The sequence below is a fragment of the Pseudogulbenkiania sp. NH8B genome (assembly GCF_000283535.1).
GTDB classification, from domain to species: domain Bacteria; phylum Pseudomonadota; class Gammaproteobacteria; order Burkholderiales; family Chromobacteriaceae; genus Pseudogulbenkiania; species Pseudogulbenkiania ferrooxidans.
On sequence record NC_016002.1, the window covers coordinates 3,709,113 to 3,727,425 of the forward strand.

The 18,313-nt window shown below is 51.0% G+C and carries 18 protein-coding genes; all 18 read left to right on the forward strand.

The features are described from left to right. Positions 1-56 precede the first annotated feature (56 nt). The 18 genes from rfbB (at position 57) to NH8B_RS17265 (ending at position 18,303) form a co-directional block, all read left to right on the forward strand. Positions 57-1,121: a dTDP-glucose 4,6-dehydratase gene (gene rfbB, locus NH8B_RS17205; protein WP_014088371.1), complete on the forward strand. Its 1,065-nt coding sequence runs from the start codon at positions 57-59 to the stop codon at positions 1,119-1,121. After that, positions 1,118-2,029 (forward strand): dTDP-4-dehydrorhamnose reductase, encoded by a 912-nt coding sequence (rfbD, locus tag NH8B_RS17210; protein WP_014088372.1) that lies wholly within the window; start codon positions 1,118-1,120, stop codon positions 2,027-2,029. Before rfbB ends, rfbD begins: the two co-directional genes overlap by 4 nt. Next, on the forward strand, positions 2,026-2,907 hold the full coding sequence (gene rfbA, locus NH8B_RS17215; protein WP_014088373.1) for a glucose-1-phosphate thymidylyltransferase RfbA: 882 nt from the start codon (positions 2,026-2,028) through the stop codon (positions 2,905-2,907). The genes rfbD and rfbA overlap by 4 nt, the downstream gene beginning before the upstream one ends. Beyond that, positions 2,907-3,455, forward strand: a complete 549-nt coding sequence (gene rfbC / locus NH8B_RS17220) for a dTDP-4-dehydrorhamnose 3,5-epimerase (RefSeq protein WP_014088374.1) — start codon at positions 2,907-2,909, stop codon at positions 3,453-3,455. Before rfbA ends, rfbC begins: the two co-directional genes overlap by 1 nt. A 473-nt stretch (positions 3,456-3,928) precedes the next feature. Beyond that, the gene (gene pseB / locus NH8B_RS17225) at positions 3,929-4,927 is read left to right on the forward strand and encodes a UDP-N-acetylglucosamine 4,6-dehydratase (inverting) (protein ID WP_014088376.1); all 999 of its coding nucleotides are present in this window, start codon (positions 3,929-3,931) and stop codon (positions 4,925-4,927) included. After that, complete coding sequence (gene pseC / locus NH8B_RS17230) at positions 4,927-6,075, forward strand: UDP-4-amino-4,6-dideoxy-N-acetyl-beta-L-altrosamine transaminase (RefSeq protein WP_014088377.1); 1,149 nt, start codon at positions 4,927-4,929, stop codon at positions 6,073-6,075. Before pseB ends, pseC begins: the two co-directional genes overlap by 1 nt. Further along, entirely contained in the window at positions 6,072-6,764 is a 693-nt protein-coding gene (gene pseF, locus NH8B_RS17235; protein WP_014088378.1) for a pseudaminic acid cytidylyltransferase, read from the forward strand. The genes pseC and pseF overlap by 4 nt, the downstream gene beginning before the upstream one ends. Continuing rightward, the gene (locus NH8B_RS20985; protein ID WP_014088379.1) at positions 6,761-7,717 is read left to right on the forward strand and encodes a PseG/SpsG family protein; all 957 of its coding nucleotides are present in this window, start codon (positions 6,761-6,763) and stop codon (positions 7,715-7,717) included. The genes pseF and NH8B_RS20985 overlap by 4 nt, the downstream gene beginning before the upstream one ends. Next, positions 7,707-8,267 (forward strand): GNAT family N-acetyltransferase, encoded by a 561-nt coding sequence (locus NH8B_RS20575; RefSeq protein ID WP_014088380.1) that lies wholly within the window; start codon positions 7,707-7,709, stop codon positions 8,265-8,267. The genes NH8B_RS20985 and NH8B_RS20575 overlap by 11 nt, the downstream gene beginning before the upstream one ends. Then, positions 8,264-8,959 (forward strand): PIG-L deacetylase family protein, encoded by a 696-nt coding sequence (locus tag NH8B_RS20580; protein WP_014088381.1) that lies wholly within the window; start codon positions 8,264-8,266, stop codon positions 8,957-8,959. The genes NH8B_RS20575 and NH8B_RS20580 overlap by 4 nt, the downstream gene beginning before the upstream one ends. 6 nt (positions 8,960-8,965) lie before the next feature. Beyond that, positions 8,966-9,652, forward strand: coding sequence for a methionyl-tRNA formyltransferase (locus tag NH8B_RS20585; protein WP_083844281.1), 687 nt, complete (start codon positions 8,966-8,968; stop codon positions 9,650-9,652). 1 nt (position 9,653) lies between these two features. Further along, positions 9,654-10,667 (forward strand): pseudaminic acid synthase, encoded by a 1,014-nt coding sequence (gene pseI, locus NH8B_RS17240; protein ID WP_014088383.1) that lies wholly within the window; start codon positions 9,654-9,656, stop codon positions 10,665-10,667. 51 nt (positions 10,668-10,718) lie between these two features. Continuing rightward, positions 10,719-12,455, forward strand: a complete 1,737-nt coding sequence (locus NH8B_RS20990) for a hypothetical protein (RefSeq protein WP_148282996.1) — start codon at positions 10,719-10,721, stop codon at positions 12,453-12,455. Next, positions 12,422-13,480 carry a phytanoyl-CoA dioxygenase family protein gene (locus NH8B_RS20590; protein WP_083844264.1) on the forward strand — a complete coding sequence of 353 codons (1,059 nt, stop codon included), beginning with the start codon at positions 12,422-12,424 and terminating at the stop codon, positions 13,478-13,480. The genes NH8B_RS20990 and NH8B_RS20590 overlap by 34 nt, the downstream gene beginning before the upstream one ends. Before the next feature lie 94 nt (positions 13,481-13,574). Next, positions 13,575-14,474, forward strand: a complete 900-nt coding sequence (locus NH8B_RS20595; RefSeq protein ID WP_232503494.1) for an acyltransferase — start codon at positions 13,575-13,577, stop codon at positions 14,472-14,474. Continuing rightward, on the forward strand, positions 14,471-16,213 hold the full coding sequence (locus NH8B_RS20220; protein WP_158453625.1) for an ATP-binding cassette domain-containing protein: 1,743 nt from the start codon (positions 14,471-14,473) through the stop codon (positions 16,211-16,213). Before NH8B_RS20595 ends, NH8B_RS20220 begins: the two co-directional genes overlap by 4 nt. 136 nt (positions 16,214-16,349) lie before the next feature. Then, a complete protein-coding gene (locus NH8B_RS20600) occupies positions 16,350-17,324 on the forward strand; it encodes a sugar transferase (RefSeq protein WP_014088387.1) in 975 nt (324 codons plus the stop codon). Further along, the gene (locus NH8B_RS17265) at positions 17,311-18,303 is read left to right on the forward strand and encodes an NAD-dependent epimerase/dehydratase family protein (protein WP_014088388.1); all 993 of its coding nucleotides are present in this window, start codon (positions 17,311-17,313) and stop codon (positions 18,301-18,303) included. The genes NH8B_RS20600 and NH8B_RS17265 overlap by 14 nt, the downstream gene beginning before the upstream one ends. Positions 18,304-18,313: the final 10 nt, after the last annotated feature.

The window sequence follows — 18,313 nt, forward strand, 5'->3', positions numbered from 1 at the left end:
TGCAGTCCCTCCATGTTGGCATGGTACGATCAAACCAACCCGAGAATGCAGCATTCATGATCCTCGTCACTGGCGGCGCCGGCTTTATCGGCGGCAACTTCGTACTCGACTGGCTCGCAGGCTCTGATGAGCCGGTGATCAACCTCGACAAGCTGACCTATGCCGGCAACCTCGATACGCTGGCATCGCTCAAGGATGATCCGCGCCATCGGTTCGTGCGCGGCGATATCGGCGATTGCGAACTCGTCGCGCGCCTGCTGGCCGAGCACCGGCCGCGCGCGGTGATCAACTTCGCCGCCGAGTCGCACGTCGACCGTTCGATCAACGGGCCGGGTGAGTTCATCCAGACCAACGTGGTCGGCACCTTCAGCCTGCTTGAGATCGTTCGCGGCTACTGGAGTAAGCTGACAGCAACGGACAAGCAATCGTTTCGCTTCCTCCACGTCTCCACCGACGAGGTGTATGGTACCCTGCGGCCCACCGATCCACCGTTCGCTGAAACCACCGCCTATGCGCCGAACAGCCCGTACTCCGCGAGCAAGGCAGCCAGCGACCATCTGGTACGAGCCTGGCACCATACCTACGATTTGCCGGTGCTGACCACCAACTGCAGCAACAACTATGGCCCATATCACTTCCCCGAGAAACTGATCCCGCTGGTGATCCTCAACGCACTGGCCGGCAAGCCGCTACCAATTTATGGCGACGGGCAGCAGGTACGCGACTGGCTGTATGTCAAGGATCACTGCAGCGCTATCCGCCGCGTGTTGGAGGCCGGCAAGCAGGGGGAAACTTACAACGTCGGCGGCTGGAACGAAAAACCGAACCTGGACGTCGTCCACACCATCTGCGCGATCCTGGACGAACTGCAACCGCGTGCCGATGGCAAGTCATACACGGATCAGGTTACATTCGTGCAGGATCGCCCCGGGCACGACCGACGCTACGCCATCGACGCACGCAAGCTGGAACGCGAACTGGGCTGGAAGCCCGCCGAGACCTTCGAAAGCGGCATCCGCAAGACGGTACAATGGTATCTGGACAACCAAGCTTGGGTGAACAACGTCACAAGCGGAGTCTATCGCGACTGGGTCGCACAGCAGTATGGAGCGAACGCATGAGCCGGATATTGGTTACCGGCGCCAACGGTCAGGTCGGGTTCGAACTGAAACGCGCGCTGGCACCCTTAGGGGACGTGATTGCCCCCACCCGGCAGGAGATGGACTTGGCCAACCCGGCCAGCGTTTTGTCAGCACTCGATCGTTACCAACCCGCCATCATCGTCAACCCAGCGGCCTACACCTCGGTCGACAAGGCCGAGACCGACGTCGAACTGGCAACGGCCGTCAATGCTCACGCTCCCGGTATCATGGCCGAATGGGCCGAACAGCACGACGCCTTGCTGATTCATTACTCGACCGACTACGTATTCGATGGCGGCAAGGACGGTGCCTATTACGAAGACGACGCGACCAACCCGCAATCCGTCTACGGACGCAGCAAGTGGGAAGGGGAGCAGGCCATTCGTGCCCACACCGCCCATCACCTGATTCTGCGCACCAGCTGGGTGGTCGGTGCCTATGGCAGCAATTTCCTCAAGACCATCCTGCGGCTGGCACACGAGCGCGATAGCCTCAACGTGGTGGCGGACCAGATCGGCGCCCCGACCCCGGCCGCGTTGATTGCCGACATTACGGCACAGCTCATCAGCCGCTACCAGCTCCCAACCCACAAGTTCGACTATGGCACCTACCACCTGACGGCCAGCGGTGAGACCAGCTGGTTTGAGTACGCACGCTTCGTCGTGCGACTGGCCGAGCAACAGCGTTATCCGCTTCGGCTCTTGCCTGGCGCCATCCAGCCGATCCCGACGTCCGCCTATCCACTGCCGGCGCCGCGCCCGGCCAACTCGCGGCTGGACTGCAGCAAATTGTCCCGCCACTTCGGACTGGCCCTGCCGCACTGGCAACAAGGCGTCGCTGACGTGGTTTCGCAGCTTTGCAAATACGAAGAAAGCATCAACGCATGAAGCGCAAAGGAATCATCCTCGCCGGCGGCTCCGGCACCCGCCTGTATCCCGCCACCCTGGCGATCAGCAAGCAGCTCTTGCCGATCTACGACAAACCGATGATTTATTACCCGCTCAGCACGCTGATGCTGGCCGGAATCCGCGATATCCTGATCATCTCCACCCCACAGGACACGCCACGCTTCGAACAACTGCTCGGCAACGGCAACCAGTGGGGTATCAACCTGCAATACACCGTGCAACCCAGTCCGGATGGCTTGGCTCAGGCCTTCATCCTCGGCGAGTCGTTCATCGCCGGAGCCCCCTCGGCGCTGGTACTGGGCGACAACATTTTCTACGGTCATGATTTTGCCAAACTGTTGCAAGACGCCGCCAAAAGGGAAGTAGGGGCCAGTGTCTTCGCCTACCATGTGAACGACCCGGAACGCTATGGCGTGGTCGAATTCGACACTGCAGGTCGGGCAATCAGTCTGGAAGAAAAACCGGAGCAGCCGAAATCGAACTATGCGGTGACCGGGCTGTATTTCTACGACCCGCAAGTAGTCGACATTGCCAAGTCGATCAAGCCCTCAGCCCGCGGTGAACTGGAAATCACTGACGTCAATGCCGTGTACCTGAAGGAGGGCCTGCTGGATGTACAGACCATGGGCCGCGGCTACGCCTGGCTCGACACCGGCACGCATGAATCCATGCTCGAGGCCAGCCAGTTCATCGCCACCATCGAAGCACGTCAGGGACTGAAAGTGGCTTGCCCGGAAGAAATCGCCTATCGTCTCGGTCATATCGATGCAATGCAACTGGAACGGCTGGCCGCACCCCTGAAAAAGAACGGCTATGGCCAATACCTGCTCAGCATGCTCAAGGAAAAGGTGTTCTGATGAAGGTGATCGATACCGCCATCCCCGACGTCAAGATCATCGAACCCCGGGTATTTGGCGACGAGCGCGGCTTTTTTTACGAGAGCTTCAATCTGCAGAAATTCAAAGAGGCTATTGGACGCAACGTCGATTTCGTGCAGGACAACCATTCGCGCTCGGTCAAAGGGGTGCTGCGCGGGTTGCACTACCAGTTACCACCTCATGCCCAAGGCAAGCTGGTACGCTGCGTGATGGGCGAAGTGTTCGACGTGGTAGTGGACATCCGCCAGTCATCGCCGACCTTCGGCCAGTGGGTCGGGTTAAACCTATCCGCCGACAACAAGCGTCAGCTGTGGATTCCGGAAGGGTTTGCCCACGGATTTCTCACACTGTCAACCCAGGCAGAACTCCTTTACAAAGCTGCAAACTATTATCTGCCCCAAAGTGAACGATGCATCATCTGGAACGACGAAACACTCGCGATCGACTGGCCTCTGAATACGGGGCCCAAACTCTCTACCAAGGATTCCAAAGCCTCCTGTTTTAAGGATGCAGCGCTTTTTGAATAAATGAATGAATGCCTGTTTACTCCCCCAGCGTTGCCCAAAGGGCATCCGGACAAAGTAACCAAGCAGCCTTCCGACACCATCCTGCGCAAGGACAAGAATGCTAACCTCATCATCGGCTTACCACATCAGCGTCAAGCAAACGACTTCGCCGGAGTGAGGCCGCTGGTCTCAATCTCGGCGGCCCCCTGAGCAACGCAGTGAGCCAGAACGCGCAAGTCGTCGAACGAGCCAAAGCAACACTTCAGCCTGGCCCCCAAAAGCAACAAGCAGAAGCTCGGCCTGTTGCGCCCGATCCGCGACATGACCCAATACTTACAGCGACTTCGGCTGCCAGCGGCCTGGATTCAACGGGGAGCTCACAGACAAGGAGGGATGCCATGCGCAGAAACTGGGTAAACAACATCATTAAGCACATAGAAAACTATTCGTTTTCTTCTTGATGGCTCTCTATTTTTTTCTTGAGAATCTGAAACATGCTCGCCAATTCCACTATTCTTGTCACCGGCGGTACCGGCTCCTTCGGCAACAAATTCATCCCGATGACGCTGGCCAAATACAATCCCAAAAAAATTATCATTTACTCACGCGACGAGATGAAACAGTGGGAAATGGCCAAGCTGTTTCAAGGTGACCCGCGTGTGCGTTTTTTCATTGGAGACGTTCGCGACAAGGAACGTCTCTACCGTGCGCTGGATGGTGTGGATTATGTCGTGCATGCCGCAGCCACCAAAATCGTCCCCACTGCCGAATACAATCCGTTCGAGTGCATCAAAACCAACATCAACGGTGCGATGAACCTGATCGACGCATGCATTGACAAGGGCGTCAAGCGTGTAGTGGCCCTATCCACCGACAAAGCCAGCAGCCCGGCAAACTTGTACGGGGCCACCAAGCTCGCATCCGACAAGCTGTTTGTCGCAGGCAACTCCTATTCCGGTGCGCACGACACCCGCTTCGCAGTAGTACGTTACGGCAACGTAATGGGCTCCCGCGGCTCGGTCATCCCCTTCTTCCTGTCGATTAAGGAGGAAGGCATACTCCCGATCACCGACCCGCGCATGACCCGATTCATGATTACCCTGGAACAAGGGGTAGAGTTGGTCTGGCATACCTTTGACGACATGATTGGTGGTGAAATCTACGTCAAGAAAATTCCGTCGATGAACATTACCGACGTCGCCCGTGCCGTTGCCCCCGAAGCAGAGCAACAAGTAGTAGGGATTCGCCCAGGGGAAAAGCTGCATGAACAAATGATCGGTAGTGAAGACTCATATTACACATACGAATACCCCGAGCATTTCAAGATTCTGCCAAACATCAACGGATGGAACAGTGATTCGGCACGGATCAAGGACGGTAAAAAAGTGCCCGAGGGCTTCATCTACGCCAGCGACAACAACAGCGAGTGGATGAGCGTGGAACAATTGCGGACCTGGATAGCCGCCAACAAGACCCAAGTAGGGAAAATCTGATGGAATTCATCCCCTACGGCCGTCAATGGCTGGACCAAGACGACGAACAAGCGGTGCTGGACACCCTGCGCTCCGACTTCCTCACCCAAGGCCCCAGGATTGCCGCGTTTGAGCAAGCACTATGCGACTACACCGGCGCACGTTACTGCGTGGCGGTGGCCAGTGGCACGGCCGCCCTGCATCTGGCCGTAGCCGCACTTGAACTGCCCACAGACAGCGAAGGCATCACCACACCCAACACCTTCACCGCCAGCTCCAACAGCATGGCATATTGCGGTATCAAGCCGGCATTTGCCGACATCGACCCGGTCAGCTACAACATCTCGCCCCTCGAAATCGAAGCCAAGCTTACCTCGGCTACCCGCCTGATTATCCCTGTCCACTTTGCCGGACAGCCCGCCGAAATGGAACAAATCTCGGCAATTGCAAGCCGCCATGACTTAAAGGTTATTGAGGATGCGGCACATGCCATTGGCTCGTGCTACCGGGATGGCGGCAAGGTTGGCAATTGCCGCTACTCTGACGCCACGATTTTTTCCTTCCATCCGGTAAAAACACTCACGACCGGCGAGGGAGGGGCGGTGATGACCAATGACGAAGCCCTCTACCACAAAATGCTTCTATTGCGGACTCATGGCATCACCAAAGACACGGCCCTGCTCACGCAAAACCCCGGGCCCTGGTATTACGAAATGCATGCGCTCGGCTGGCACTATCGCATGACAGACCTGCAAGCCGCACTGGGTCTGAGCCAGCTCAAGAAACTGGATGCATTCAAACGCCGGCGCCGTGAAATCGTCACGCACTACAACCAGGCCTTCCGCGACCTGCCTTGGCTCACACCCCCTGCCGAGGCCAATGGGCTGGACTCCTGCTTCCACTTGTATGTGGTGAAGATAGACTTTGCCGCACTGGGCAGAACCCGTGCCGAAGTAATGCAGCAATTGGCCGCACAAGGCGTTGGAAGTCAGGTTCACTACATCCCGGTGCATACCCAGCCCTGGTACAAGCAACACTTCGGCTATGGGGAAGGCGATTGTCCAGTAGCAGAGGCCTACTATGAAATGGCACTTTCCTTGCCATTATTTGCCGCACTCACCGAGCGTGACCAAGCAAGAGTCATCAATGCGGTTAGGGAACTGGCATGAGGCTGGCGATTATCCCTGCCCGCGGCGGCAGCAAGCGCATCCCCGGCAAGAACATCCGCCCATTCTGCGGCAGGCCCATCCTCGCCTATTCGATACAAGCAGCCCGTGACAGCGACCTGTTTGACCGCATCATCGTGTCGACCGACTCGCCCCAAATCGCGGAAGTCGCCCGCCTATATGGTGCGGAAGTACCCTTTTGGCGCAGTGAAACAAACTCGGACGACTACGCGACACTGCTCGACGTTCTGCAAGAAGTGCTCGGTCAACTGGCCGAGCGCGGAGAGCATTACGCCGAAGTATGTTGCTTGCTGCCCACGGCTCCGCTGGTCACCGCCAAGCGTCTTCAGCAGGCCCATACCTTGCTTGAGCAAAAGGGATACGACGCCATTTTTCCTATCGTCCGCTTTGGCTATCCTATTCAGCGCGCACTGAGGCAAACCGAGGATGGCCACGTCGCCATGCTTCAGCCAGAACACTACCGTACCCGTTCACAAGACCTGCCGACAGCTTTCCACGATGCAGGACAGTTCTACTCGTTCCGGCCGGAACCTTGCTTCGCTGCCGGGAAAATGTTCACCGACAACAGCGGTGGCATCGAAATTTCTGAACTGGAAGCACAAGACATCGACGGCGAGACAGATTGGGCTTTGTGCGAACTGAAGTATCAATTACTACAAAAACACCGATGACCGATCTGCACATCTACACCGAAGGCGATCTGCAGCGCGGCCTCGGTCACCTCACCCGATGCTCGGCGTATGCAACAATATGGGCACAGCAGCACGGCAACGTGCGCTGGGTGGTGGATGGCGACCATACCGCGCGCAACATGCTCCATGACGGACACATTGAATGGCGGACATGGCAAGACAAACCGGTAACCGAACGACAGGATGCGCTCGCCATTGTCGACAGTTACTCAGCCACGCTGCCCGTGCTGCACAGCATTGCAGACAACTACCGCCGTGTCGTTTATCTGGACGATACCTTTCGTCTGCCCTACCCCGCCGGACTAGTCGTGCATGCCGCACCGGGCGAGCCACAGCCGGTAGCAGGAGAGGCCGAGTGGCTCTGGGGGCCGGCGTGGCAACCACTACGGCCGGCCTTCTGGAATATCCCCAAACGCACGCACGTTGCTGAACGCGTGGGTCGGATCCTGATTCTGATGGGCGGCACCGACCTGCACAACCTGACTCCCAGAATGGTGGAGCTGGCCCGTGCGGTTTATCCGAATGCCGAAATTCATGCTGTCATTGGCCCCCAGCCCCAACAAAATATAGCAGGATGCATCACGCACAGAGAGCTAAACGATCGGCAGATAGCCCTGTTAATGTGCGAAAGTGATGTGGCGATAAGTGCTGCAGGGCAAGCAACCTTTGAGTTAGCTAGATGTAGCTTACCAACCGTATTGATAGCAATTGCCGACAATCAAGCCCAGCAATATTCTGAATGGTCTAAAACATTAGCATTCAGACCCGCAGGTTGGTGGAGTGAAACATATCTCGATCTTAAAGTTCAAAGACAACTCGAAGCACTTCGCGAACAGGGAACGAGAGAAAAAGCAGCTTCAATTGGAGCATTGATAGTAGATGGACTTGGCGCTCTAAGGATTCTTAATTGGATGATGGGCAATGAACATTGACCGGCTTCGCAAGCGAATCCACTGCGAAGGGGTTGTACTTGACCCATTCTGCACATTAAGCTACCAAGAGCAGATACAGGTGTGGGAGATGCGGAATCACTCAGACATTGCCAAATGGATGCTTAATGGAGGTGACATTCCTTTGGATAGCCATCTTGCCTTTATGAAAAAGCAAATCCATGAGGAAAGAAACTTGAACTTTCTTGCTCGTGACAAAAATGGGGTAATAGGAGTGGTCGCGCTTCATCGCGTAGACTTTATTGATGGCATTGCTTGGCTAGACATATATAAGAACCCACTTAGAAAAGGAGGGGGATTTGGCGAAGCCATGCTCAAAGCAATTTTATATGTTGGATATAAACTGGCAATGCTAAATTCTATAAGGCTAGAAGTGATAAGCAACAATTATCATGCCATAAGCTTTTATAAAAAACATGGGTTCATCGAAATAGCGTCACGCCAAACGAAAGCACAAAATGGTGGTCGCGTGATTGATCTTATTGCAATGGAACATATAAAAAACAACAAGACAGCCACACACAAATTATGAACAAACTGCCTGAGAAAAAAAAGGTTTTGCTAATTGTCGCTCATAGTGATGATGAGACATTTGGTTGTGGTGGAACAGTGAGGCGACATATTGAAGAGGGTGATAAGGTATTCGCAATCGCATTCACAAACGGCGTTAGCTCAAGAACTAATTCTGCACGGAACGATAGTGCGGCAAAAGAACGATTACAAAATGCACATGCAGCAGCTAAGGTACTTGGGTTTACTTGGCATAGTATTGAAAACTGGCCTGATAATGGGCTAGATCAGGTTCCATTGCTAGAGTTAGTAAAATTTGTAGAAGAAGTCAAAGCAGAGATCCAGCCACAAATAATTTACACTCATTCAAAAGTCGATCTTAATGTTGATCACCGCCGCGTACATGAAGCAGTACTTACTGCATTTCGTCCTCAACCAAGTGAGAAATGGGAAGAGATCCGAGCTTTTGAGGTGCCCTCGGCTACTGATTGGGGAATGAGTGTGTTTTCGCCACAACTGACAGTTGAAATCACCCATCAGTGGAACGAGAAAATGAGAGCCATGCAGTGCTATGCTAATGAGATGAGAGAGTACCCTCACTCAAGATCACTTGAGGCGATTAAAGCGCTAGCAATGACTAGAGGGGCACAAAGTGGCTTTAAAAAAGCGGAAGCATTTGAAATTATTCGAAAGAGAATGGCGGATGCCAGATAGGTGAATATGCGTTTCGCAATTGCATGCAAAAATATTATTTTTTGGGATGTCCTATCCAAATACTCGAAAAATGTTATCGATAATTGCATCATCCAAATTCACTCACCCGAGCAATTATCATTAGACACAATTAAGAGACATAATATTGATGTCCTATTTTTTCCGCATTGGTCGTGGATGGTGTCAAGAGATATTCTGAATGAGGTCTGTTGTGTGTGCTTCCACTCAGCACCAGTACCCTATGGTAGAGGCGGCTCGCCAATTCAGAATATGGTGCTAAGTGGACATCAGGAAACGGAAGTTGTGGCCATTAAAATGATTGAAGAGCTGGACGCCGGGCCTGTTTACCTAAGAGAGCCTATCTCGCTGCTTGGCGGCGGAGAAGAAATTGTTCTCCGAATATATCAAGCTATAGCAAAATTGATTGACAAAATGTCAGTTCAACTACCAGAGCCTATTCCACAGAATGGAGAAATATATTCATTCAAACGAAGAACGCCTGCCGATAGCGCTTTACCAACTTCAGCTGAAATTAAATACTTGTTTGACAAAATTAGAATCCTTGATATCGAAAATTATCCGCCTGCCTATATTGAATACGGTGATTTCCGACTGGAATTTACCCGTCCATCGCTCCGCTTCAGCGATGAAATCGAGGCCACAGTAAAAATTAAGAAAATTAAAGGAACCTAAATTGAAAATTAAAACATTTATCATCGCAGAGCTTTCTGCAAATCACGGCAACTCGCTCGAAAATGCCATAAAAACCGTACATGCCGCAAAAAAATGCGGCGCCGATGCAATAAAATTGCAAACGTATACTGCAGACACAATGACTTTAAATGTTGACGACGAAATATTCAAAATAAATCAAGGAACAATATGGGATGGCACAACCCTGCATAAACTGTATCAAGAGGCCTATACCCCTTGGGAATGGCATGCCGCCATCCAGGCCGAAGCTGAAAAAGAAGGCTTGGTTTTCTTCTCTACCCCATTCGATTTTACCGCAGTAGATTTTTTGGAAACCCTGAATGTACCAATTTACAAAATCGCCTCATTCGAAATAAATGACATTCCTTTGATCGAATACACCGCCAGCAAGGGAAAACCGATGATCGTCTCGACAGGCATCGCTTCACTGGCCGATATCGAGGAAGCTGTGAATGCTTGTCGGCGCGTAGGCAATCACGATATCACTCTGCTCAAGTGCACCTCATCCTACCCGGCCCCTGTGGAAGAGGCAAACTTGTTTACCATTCCTAACATGGCGCAGACATTTGGTGTAAAAGTCGGCCTGTCGGACCATACCATGGGCCATGCGGTACCGATAGCAGCCGTAGCTCTGGGAGCGAGCGTCATCGAAAAGCACTTCATCCTGGACCGCTCCATTGGTGGCCCGGATGCCTCATTCTCGATGACACCGGATGAATTCAAGCTGATGGTAGACGGTGTGCGCCAAGCCGAAGTAGCGTTGGGCAAGGTCAGCTATGAAATAACCGACAAGGTCAAGAACAGCCGAAAGTTTGCGCGATCTCTTTTCGTTGCTAAAGCGATCAAGAGCGGAGAAATTCTGACATCTGAGAATGTGCGCTCGGTCAGGCCGGCGGATGGACTGGCGCCGAAATATTACCATGATGTATTGGGCAAAGTGGCAACAAAAGACATTAAGCCAGGCACCCCCCTGCAATGGGATATGTTTAATTGAGAACCGGCAAGAAAACGCCCCCCGTGGATTGAGTAACAGCCCCAAGACGGAATGTGGATATACCAGCTTGTCAAAATGCGTCGAGAGTGGCATTTTGAGCAAGAACCCATCAAGGCAATGAAAATTTTTAGCTTACCTATAAAAATAGTCAACCTGGTACGGCGGCTTATTGCCCAGCTGCCACCCAACAATATCGCCGCCTCCATTCACAATTTTTTGTTGGATGAGTATCCAAGAAAAAACAATAATGAAACAAAAACCTCGGCGCCATTGGTGGCGGTAGAAGGAGTAGAAGATCCTCTCTACTATGGACTGTTTGCGATACTGTCTGCCGAATTGAGCAAGGTATCTGGTAGCCAAAGCTCTTTGTTGCTGACTCGGTCAATCAATGCGTCCATTGGTACGAGCCCAATCGCGCGCCTGGAAAGATCGCAGTTCATAGGTTGGTTGACCGCATCGCAATGGTGGCGAGCCAACAAGCCTTTCATCAACGGAATAGGTTACCGCAGCCAGTCTTACGACCATCCTATTGGCGATTTAGTTGATGGATTGCGCTCCCTATTTCTTTGGGGAAAATTGCAATTTCAAAACAACAAAAATATCTCAAGTGTAAAAATTAAAGACTTGCCCGTTGGCGACCTCATCATTGACTCTTATTTACGATTCCGACCAGCGCCCAGTTTTTGTATTTCCGACTGGTTTGTCTTGAAAATATTATGGCAAGCACATCGGGATATCCGCAGGGCAAGGCGCTATTTTAACAAACGACGCCCAGCCCTATATTTGACCACCTATGCAACTTATTTGGAGCATGGCATTGCTGCGCGAGCGGCTGTTCAGGCCGGTGTCAAAGTGCTGTCATTTGGAAACTTCACACGATTTGGCAAGGAACTGACTACTGAACATTGGTTTCACACACCAGACACACGAAAATATAAAGAACAATTTGAAAACATTTCAAACAACTATTCCTGCCTTGCTCAGGCAGAACAGCTCCTGGAATTTCGTCTTGCCGGCGGAATAGATTCCGCAACCAGCTACATGAAAACATCGGCTTATTCAGGTAATGAATCTGCCAACCATGACGTCCATGGCGCGGTTATTGTTTTCCTGCATGACTTCTACGACAGCCCGCATGTTTACGACAATTTGATTTTTGAGGACTTCTGGTCTTGGATTTGTTTCACAGTGGAAATTCTTTCCAGTTCTGGTGTTTTGTTTTATGTAAAACCGCACCCGAACCAGATCTCTTTGAGCGATGAAGCATTTGCCAGCTTATGCAAGAAATACCCGGACCTAAAAATCTTACCATCGGGCACATCAAATTTACAGCTGGCAAAGGCAGGCATCAAATGCGGCATCAGCGCATATGGCACTGTCATTCACGAACTGGCCTACCTTGGCATTCCAACCATAGCATGCGCCAGCCACCCACACATCGCGTTCGATTTCTGCAGAACAGCCAAAACAATCGATGAGTACCGCAGTTTCCTGCTTGAGCCTGGAGTTTCCCCAATTTCGCAAGAAGAGATGCGCAAACAGGCTTTGGCTTTTGTATACATGCACAATTTGCATCACAACGGGCATGACCTTGCCTTGAGAAAACAGTTTCTTGAGCTTTGGAAGTCGGCTCATAGCGAAATCAATCCAGCAAGCGAGCTAATCAACCAATTCAATAAACTTAAAAATCTCCCCGAATTCAAATTGTTTATAAATGATTTGGCCTATCAGATCACAAACAATGGAAAAAGCAAATGCTCAAACCATCAGCAATTAAAGCTTTCCTGAACCTGCCGCTATCTTTTTTGCGTAGTGCACGAAGCCTGCTAGCTCTGGTCTCCGGCTACTTAACGTATTCGCGCACCGGGAAAACGCCGGACAGAGCTTACCATGCCATGATCTGGATGTTTTGCATTACCCGAGGACATTTCAATGAACGGTTGTCCTCACTAATTGCCAAGCGAAGGCCTAAAGTCCGGATTGAGCATCCTGTCGGGGTGCTAGGGAATCTTGATGGGAAAAGGGGAAATGATCTACTCAAAAACCTCCGAAAGGATGGCTTCCTTCTATTTCCGTCGGCGCTTCCACAAGAAACCTGTAACCAACTGATGAAAATGGCGCTAAACACACCGGCTACCGTTCGCCGAATGGATAGCGAACCGGAGAATTCGCCACGCCGCACTGCTCATTTTGAAGCGGACAATCTGCTTGCCACGCGCTATGACTACAGCCCGTCGGTTTTGCTAGACACACCTGAAGTGCAAGCGTTACTAGCTGATCCGTCAATACTTTATTTAGTTCAGGAGTACTTGGGCTGTATGCCGTTGGCGGACGTGTTAAGCATGTGGTGGCACACCGCCTTTCAGAACAAGGCGGATTCCAATGCGGCACAGCTGTACCACTTCGACTTAGATCGATTGAAATGGTTAAAAATATTTGTGTATCTAACGGATGTTGGCCCCCAGAATGGCCCACACAGTTTTGTAAAAGGCAGCCATAACCCAGGAGCCATCCCTCCCCACCTCCTAAAGCGGGGCTATGCACGCATTACAGACGAAGAGGTTAACGATGCCTTTTCTGCAGATGCATGCTTACAGTTTTCTGCACCACGTGGCAGCATCATTATTGAGGACACCCGGGGCCTGCATAAAGGGGCAATCGTCTCTGGAGACCCCAGGTTAATCTTGCAACTTCAATTCAGCAACAGCCTATTCGGGACTAATTACCCCGAAGCGAGAATATCAAAAGTTGTTGATCAGAAACTACAAGGCATGCTCAAGCAGGCGCCAGAAATTTACCGCCAATACCAGTAATAATGCGAGGTTAATTTTGCAAAGTATATATTTGGCATTAATCAATTATTGGCTAAGGAAAACGCGGCATAGGGGAGCGCACATACATAGGTCGGTGCAATGGCAGGGCAATTTTGATGTAAAGCTAGGAAAAGGCGCCTGCCTTGGGGCCGGCACGGTTCTGTGCGGGGGGCCTGCGGCATCGATCGACATTGGGAGCAATGCCTGGATAGGAAATGATTGCGAATTGTCGACTTTGGGCATGGTTCAGATTGGCGCGCACAGCTCGCTGCAGCATCGCACACAATTGCACGGGGAAGTAAAAATCGGTGCGGCTTGTGTTGGGGCGGCTGGTCTGTACATTTCCTCTGGCACGCACGAATTTCGCCGCAAGCCTGCGCTGCCGATCCGCTTGCAGGACCGGGCCAAATCCCGATTGCCGACGGCACAACGTAGCCGCCAGGTGGTGGTGGGAGATGACTGTTGGCTTGGCATCGGCGTCGTAGTGATGCCGGGGGTTACAATAGGCCGTGGCAGCATAGTCGGAGCGAATTCCGTGGTTACTCGAGACCTCCCCCCCTACTGCATCGCGGCGGGAGCACCCGCTCGCATAGTGGGGCAGCGGTTGAATTTTCAACCACCCACGGAGTTAGTTGCGACTAACGATGATCACCTGCCCTACTTCTATTCTGGCTTCAGGCAAATCAGCGACGACGCCACCGATCCTGCCCCACCGCGCCCACGCGGCGGCTTTGCAGCAGACCGTCAGTTTGTCCTGGCCCTTTCTGTTTGTACAGGGCAAACCGTGGAAGTGCAGTTCGATAGCACTGTAAGCGGTGCATTGGAGTTCCAGGGAATCATTCATCCGGTCGCGCCCGGAATCAATACTCTGCGATGGCTTGTACAAGCTGTATCGGATGTCTTTCTATCCTTCAAATGGCTGCCCGACTCTGCCACCGAACCCCAAGATACGTTGGTAGTCCTGAATGCAAAAGTAAATGGTGCAGAGGCATGAGCAGAATCCTTTCGTTTAAACGTGGCTGCGCCACAATTTCAAATTTCTTATTGTATATTTTCCGGCAATTCCCGCTTAGCAGACTGGCCCTTCTGAGTACATTGCTTCTTCTGGTATTGGAATATGCCAGTATAAGTCTGATGATTCCGCTTGCGTCCACGGGGGCGCCGAGCACGGGCACAAGTCAGCATATTGTCCTAATTTGGTCACAAATTGTGCAGAGCATCGGCTTGCCACCCGCATTGATGACTTGGGTATGGATGTTTTTAGTGCTTTTGGCCCTCCGCACCTTTGCCGGCTTTACGCACCAGCTCCTCACCACTTTTCTGGCCAAACAAGTTCAATGGCGCATGAATACAAACGTATTTGGCCATGTATTGGCCGACGAGCCGATGACCCACATCTACAAGCGCTCGATTGGCCACTACATTACCTTGGCTGGCGATGATACCTTCCGAGCGGGTACGCTGATTCAAACAGCGCTGCTCATCCCGGCGGGACTAGTTTCAGCCTTCGCCGGCTTGGTGCTGCTGTTCTTCTTTTCTGCGCAGTTTTTCCTGAGCGTGATGGCCTTCCTAAGCATTTGCGCCATTGTAGTGTTGCTCAGTCTTAGAAAAATGATGCACATGAGTGTGCGGGCCGCTGCGATGTCACGCGAAGTAAATACCGGATTTCTAGAGGCTTTGAATAGCCTGCGCTCCATTCGCTCCATGGGGGCAGAAGGAGTCACGTACCAGACGAATCTGATTCAGATGAAGCAATATACCCGTTTGCTATATAGGATAGATGCGCTGAAAAATAGCATCCGTACAGTGCCGGGGCTGCTTGCTTTGTCTGGAGGCATTATAGCCCTTAGTCCGTGGTGGCATCTTGGCAGCACTATGCCAGGCGTTATGGTATTTGCAGGCACGACTATCATTATTCGGGTTTTTATTTCTCTCGGTTCCTTAGTCATGACCACGAGCAACTTCCTGTCCGATGCCAGGGCAGCAAAGGATTTGAACGAACTAACAAAAATCCATCATAATAACCATTCACGGCAATTTGAGAGGCGTGCGCTGGTAGCTTTGCCGCCACTGCACAAAGTCGAACTTGAAAAGCTCTCTTATGGTTATAAAGAAAAAGAAATGGTTCTTGAAGGTTTGAACTTTTCATTCAGTCAAGGGGGCTGCTATGCAGTGATTGGACCATCCGGCACTGGCAAATCGACATTAGCCGATTTGCTACTAGGCCTTGTTGAGCCTAATTCCGGTCAGATCTTGATAGACGGGATACCCGTTCCTGCTGCGGACCTTCGTCAGCGTGTAGTGCTGGTAGAGCAACAGCCAAGAATGTTTTCAGTTTCGGTCCGCGACAATCTAACCCTGGGACTGGCTTGCAGTGACCAAGACCTGTATGACACACTTGAAGCCGTCGATATGCATAGCTTTGTAAGCTCTTTGCCCCAGGGTTTGGATACCATTCTGGACTATCAAGGAGCAAACCTATCGGGTGGTCAACGCCAACGCCTGTCAATAGCACGGGCTTTGCTGCGGCGGCCGCAGATACTGATTCTGGACGAAGCAACCAGCGCCCTGGATTCGGCTACCCGCGATAGGGTAGTTGGGCGTATCAAAGCCGTGATGCATCATGGGATTATCGTTTACATCACCCACGATAAAACCATCGCGGAGATGGCTGATGATATTCTTGTGATGGCTCCGCGGCTTGCAAAGAAAAGTCAGCGTAAACATGCGTAGCTGTGCTTACCAAACGGCCTGTACATCCGGCTGAATCGGTTAATGAAGCCTGTTTGGCATGTCATTTATTAAAATTCCGTTGCCGCTGCACCGGAACAAAAAATTAATCAGTTCCAATTTTCAGGCGGCACTCTAAATGACCACAAAAAAACTTGCGCCCATTGTTTTATTTGTCTTTGCCCGACCAAATCATACCCATAAAACACTAGAGTCGTTGCGGGCCAACACGCTTGCGAAAGAGAGCGATTTAATTATATACGCAGATGCTGCACGCAATGCATCGGAAGCAGAAAAAGTAAAGCAAGTTCGCCACCTACTGCAATCAATCAATGGCTTCAACAGTATTAAAATAATTGAGAGAGAAACAAACATTGGGCTTGCAAGAAACATAATAGAAGGCGTAACGGATGTTTGCGAAAGACACGGAAAAGCTATTGTACTTGAAGATGATATAGTAACATCTCCAACCTTCCTAGAATATATGAATGGCGCATTGGACAGATACGCCGATGAAAAGAATATTTGGCATATTAGTGGATGGAACTATCCTATTGAGCCGACCGGCTTGGAGGATGCTTTTTTCTGGCGCGCCATGAACTGCTGGGGCTGGGGAACCTGGCAAGATCGCTGGGTCAACTTTCGGAAAGACCCTCGACTCCTGATAGAATCATGGAGCACCAAAGACATCAGTGCATTTAATCTTGATGATGCCTACAGTTTCTGGGAACAAGTTCAGCTGAACCATCAAAAAAAAATCAACACCTGGGCAATATTCTGGTACGCCACAATATTCTCCCACAAAGGGCTCTGCCTTAATCCTGCGCAAACTCTTGTCCTTAACATTGGCATTGATGGCTCCGGCGAAAATTGCGGCACAACTGCAATTTATACAAGTCAACTTTCCCGGAAAAGCAATTTCTCTTGGCCAAGAGAACACAAAGAGAGCAGCCTTGCTCTAGAGAGAATTAAACATTTTTACAAAAACAACAATCCTTCGATCGCCCGGCGTATTGCTCGAAAATTAAAAAGGCATTTTCGAAATATTTTGAAATCAGCTCTACAAACTCGAAAGATCGAGCAAAAACAAGGTGGCTCAAATGATCAAATTTGACAAATTTAAAAAAAAGAACATATTGATCACTGGCGGGCTTGGCTTCATTGGCTCAAACCTGGCACGACAACTTGTTAAAGCAGGTGCCAATGTAACTCTTATCGACAGCCTGATTCCTCAATACGGGGGGAATATTTTTAACATAAGTGGCTTCGAGAAAAGCGTCAACATCAACATTTGCGATGTCCGCGATCCGTTCTCAATGCAACACTTAGTGAAAGGCAAAGATTTTCTATTCAATCTTGCGGGCCAGACAAGCCATCTGGACTCAATGACTGACCCGCAAACAGACCTAGACATCAACGCCCAAGCACAACTATTTATTCTTGAGGCATGCCGTTCGAGTAATCCAGACATCAAGATTGTCTTTGCCAGCACCAGGCAACTCTATGGCAAGCCCGACTATTTACCTGTAGATGAAAAGCACCCAATTAGACCTGTCGATGTCAATGGCATCAATAAGCTAGCGGGTGAGTGGTACCATTTATTATATAATAATGTCTATGGAATTCGCGCCTGCGCACTGAGGTTGACAAACACCTATGGTCCAGGAATGCGAGTTAAAGATGCACGGCAGACGTTTCTCGGCATCTGGGTACGCCAATTACTGGAAGGCGACACAATCAAAGTCTACGGTGATGGAATGCAACTCCGTGACTTTAACTATATCGACGACTGTGTTAATGCCATGCTAATCGCGGCTATGAGTGACTCTGCCAATGGTAAGGTTTACAACCTGGGCAGTAATGAAGTCATTAACTTGAAAGCACTTGCAGAGAAAATGCTCAACGTTGGTCATCCGGGCAACTTTGCACTGATTCCATTTCCAAGCGACAGGAAGGCCATTGACATCGGCGACTACTATAGCGACTTCTCTCTGATTTCAGATGAGCTAGGTTGGCGCCCAAAAGTCGGGTTAGATGAAGGCTTGAAGGCTACAGTCGATTTTTATGCAAAGCATCATCAACACTATTGGTAAAGAAAATGAT

Coding starts and splice junctions, on each gene's coding strand:
- NH8B_RS20590 (WP_083844264.1), top strand. CDS start 12,422: ATGCTCAAACCATCAGCAATTAAAGCTTTCCTGAACCTGCCGCTATCT.
- pseB (WP_014088376.1), top strand. CDS start 3,929: ATGCTCGCCAATTCCACTATTCTTGTCACCGGCGGTACCGGCTCCTTC.
- rfbC (WP_014088374.1), top strand. CDS start 2,907: ATGAAGGTGATCGATACCGCCATCCCCGACGTCAAGATCATCGAACCC.
- rfbD (WP_014088372.1), top strand. CDS start 1,118: ATGAGCCGGATATTGGTTACCGGCGCCAACGGTCAGGTCGGGTTCGAA.
- NH8B_RS20580 (WP_014088381.1), top strand. CDS start 8,264: ATGAACAAACTGCCTGAGAAAAAAAAGGTTTTGCTAATTGTCGCTCAT.
- NH8B_RS20985 (WP_014088379.1), top strand. CDS start 6,761: ATGACCGATCTGCACATCTACACCGAAGGCGATCTGCAGCGCGGCCTC.
- NH8B_RS20600 (WP_014088387.1), top strand. CDS start 16,350: ATGACCACAAAAAAACTTGCGCCCATTGTTTTATTTGTCTTTGCCCGA.
- NH8B_RS20990 (WP_148282996.1), top strand. CDS start 10,719: ATGTGGATATACCAGCTTGTCAAAATGCGTCGAGAGTGGCATTTTGAG.
- NH8B_RS20220 (WP_158453625.1), top strand. CDS start 14,471: ATGAGCAGAATCCTTTCGTTTAAACGTGGCTGCGCCACAATTTCAAAT.
- NH8B_RS20585 (WP_083844281.1), top strand. CDS start 8,966: ATGCGTTTCGCAATTGCATGCAAAAATATTATTTTTTGGGATGTCCTA.
- rfbB (WP_014088371.1), top strand. CDS start 57: ATGATCCTCGTCACTGGCGGCGCCGGCTTTATCGGCGGCAACTTCGTA.
- pseF (WP_014088378.1), top strand. CDS start 6,072: ATGAGGCTGGCGATTATCCCTGCCCGCGGCGGCAGCAAGCGCATCCCC.
- NH8B_RS17265 (WP_014088388.1), top strand. CDS start 17,311: ATGATCAAATTTGACAAATTTAAAAAAAAGAACATATTGATCACTGGC.
- NH8B_RS20575 (WP_014088380.1), top strand. CDS start 7,707: ATGAACATTGACCGGCTTCGCAAGCGAATCCACTGCGAAGGGGTTGTA.
- rfbA (WP_014088373.1), top strand. CDS start 2,026: ATGAAGCGCAAAGGAATCATCCTCGCCGGCGGCTCCGGCACCCGCCTG.
- pseC (WP_014088377.1), top strand. CDS start 4,927: ATGGAATTCATCCCCTACGGCCGTCAATGGCTGGACCAAGACGACGAA.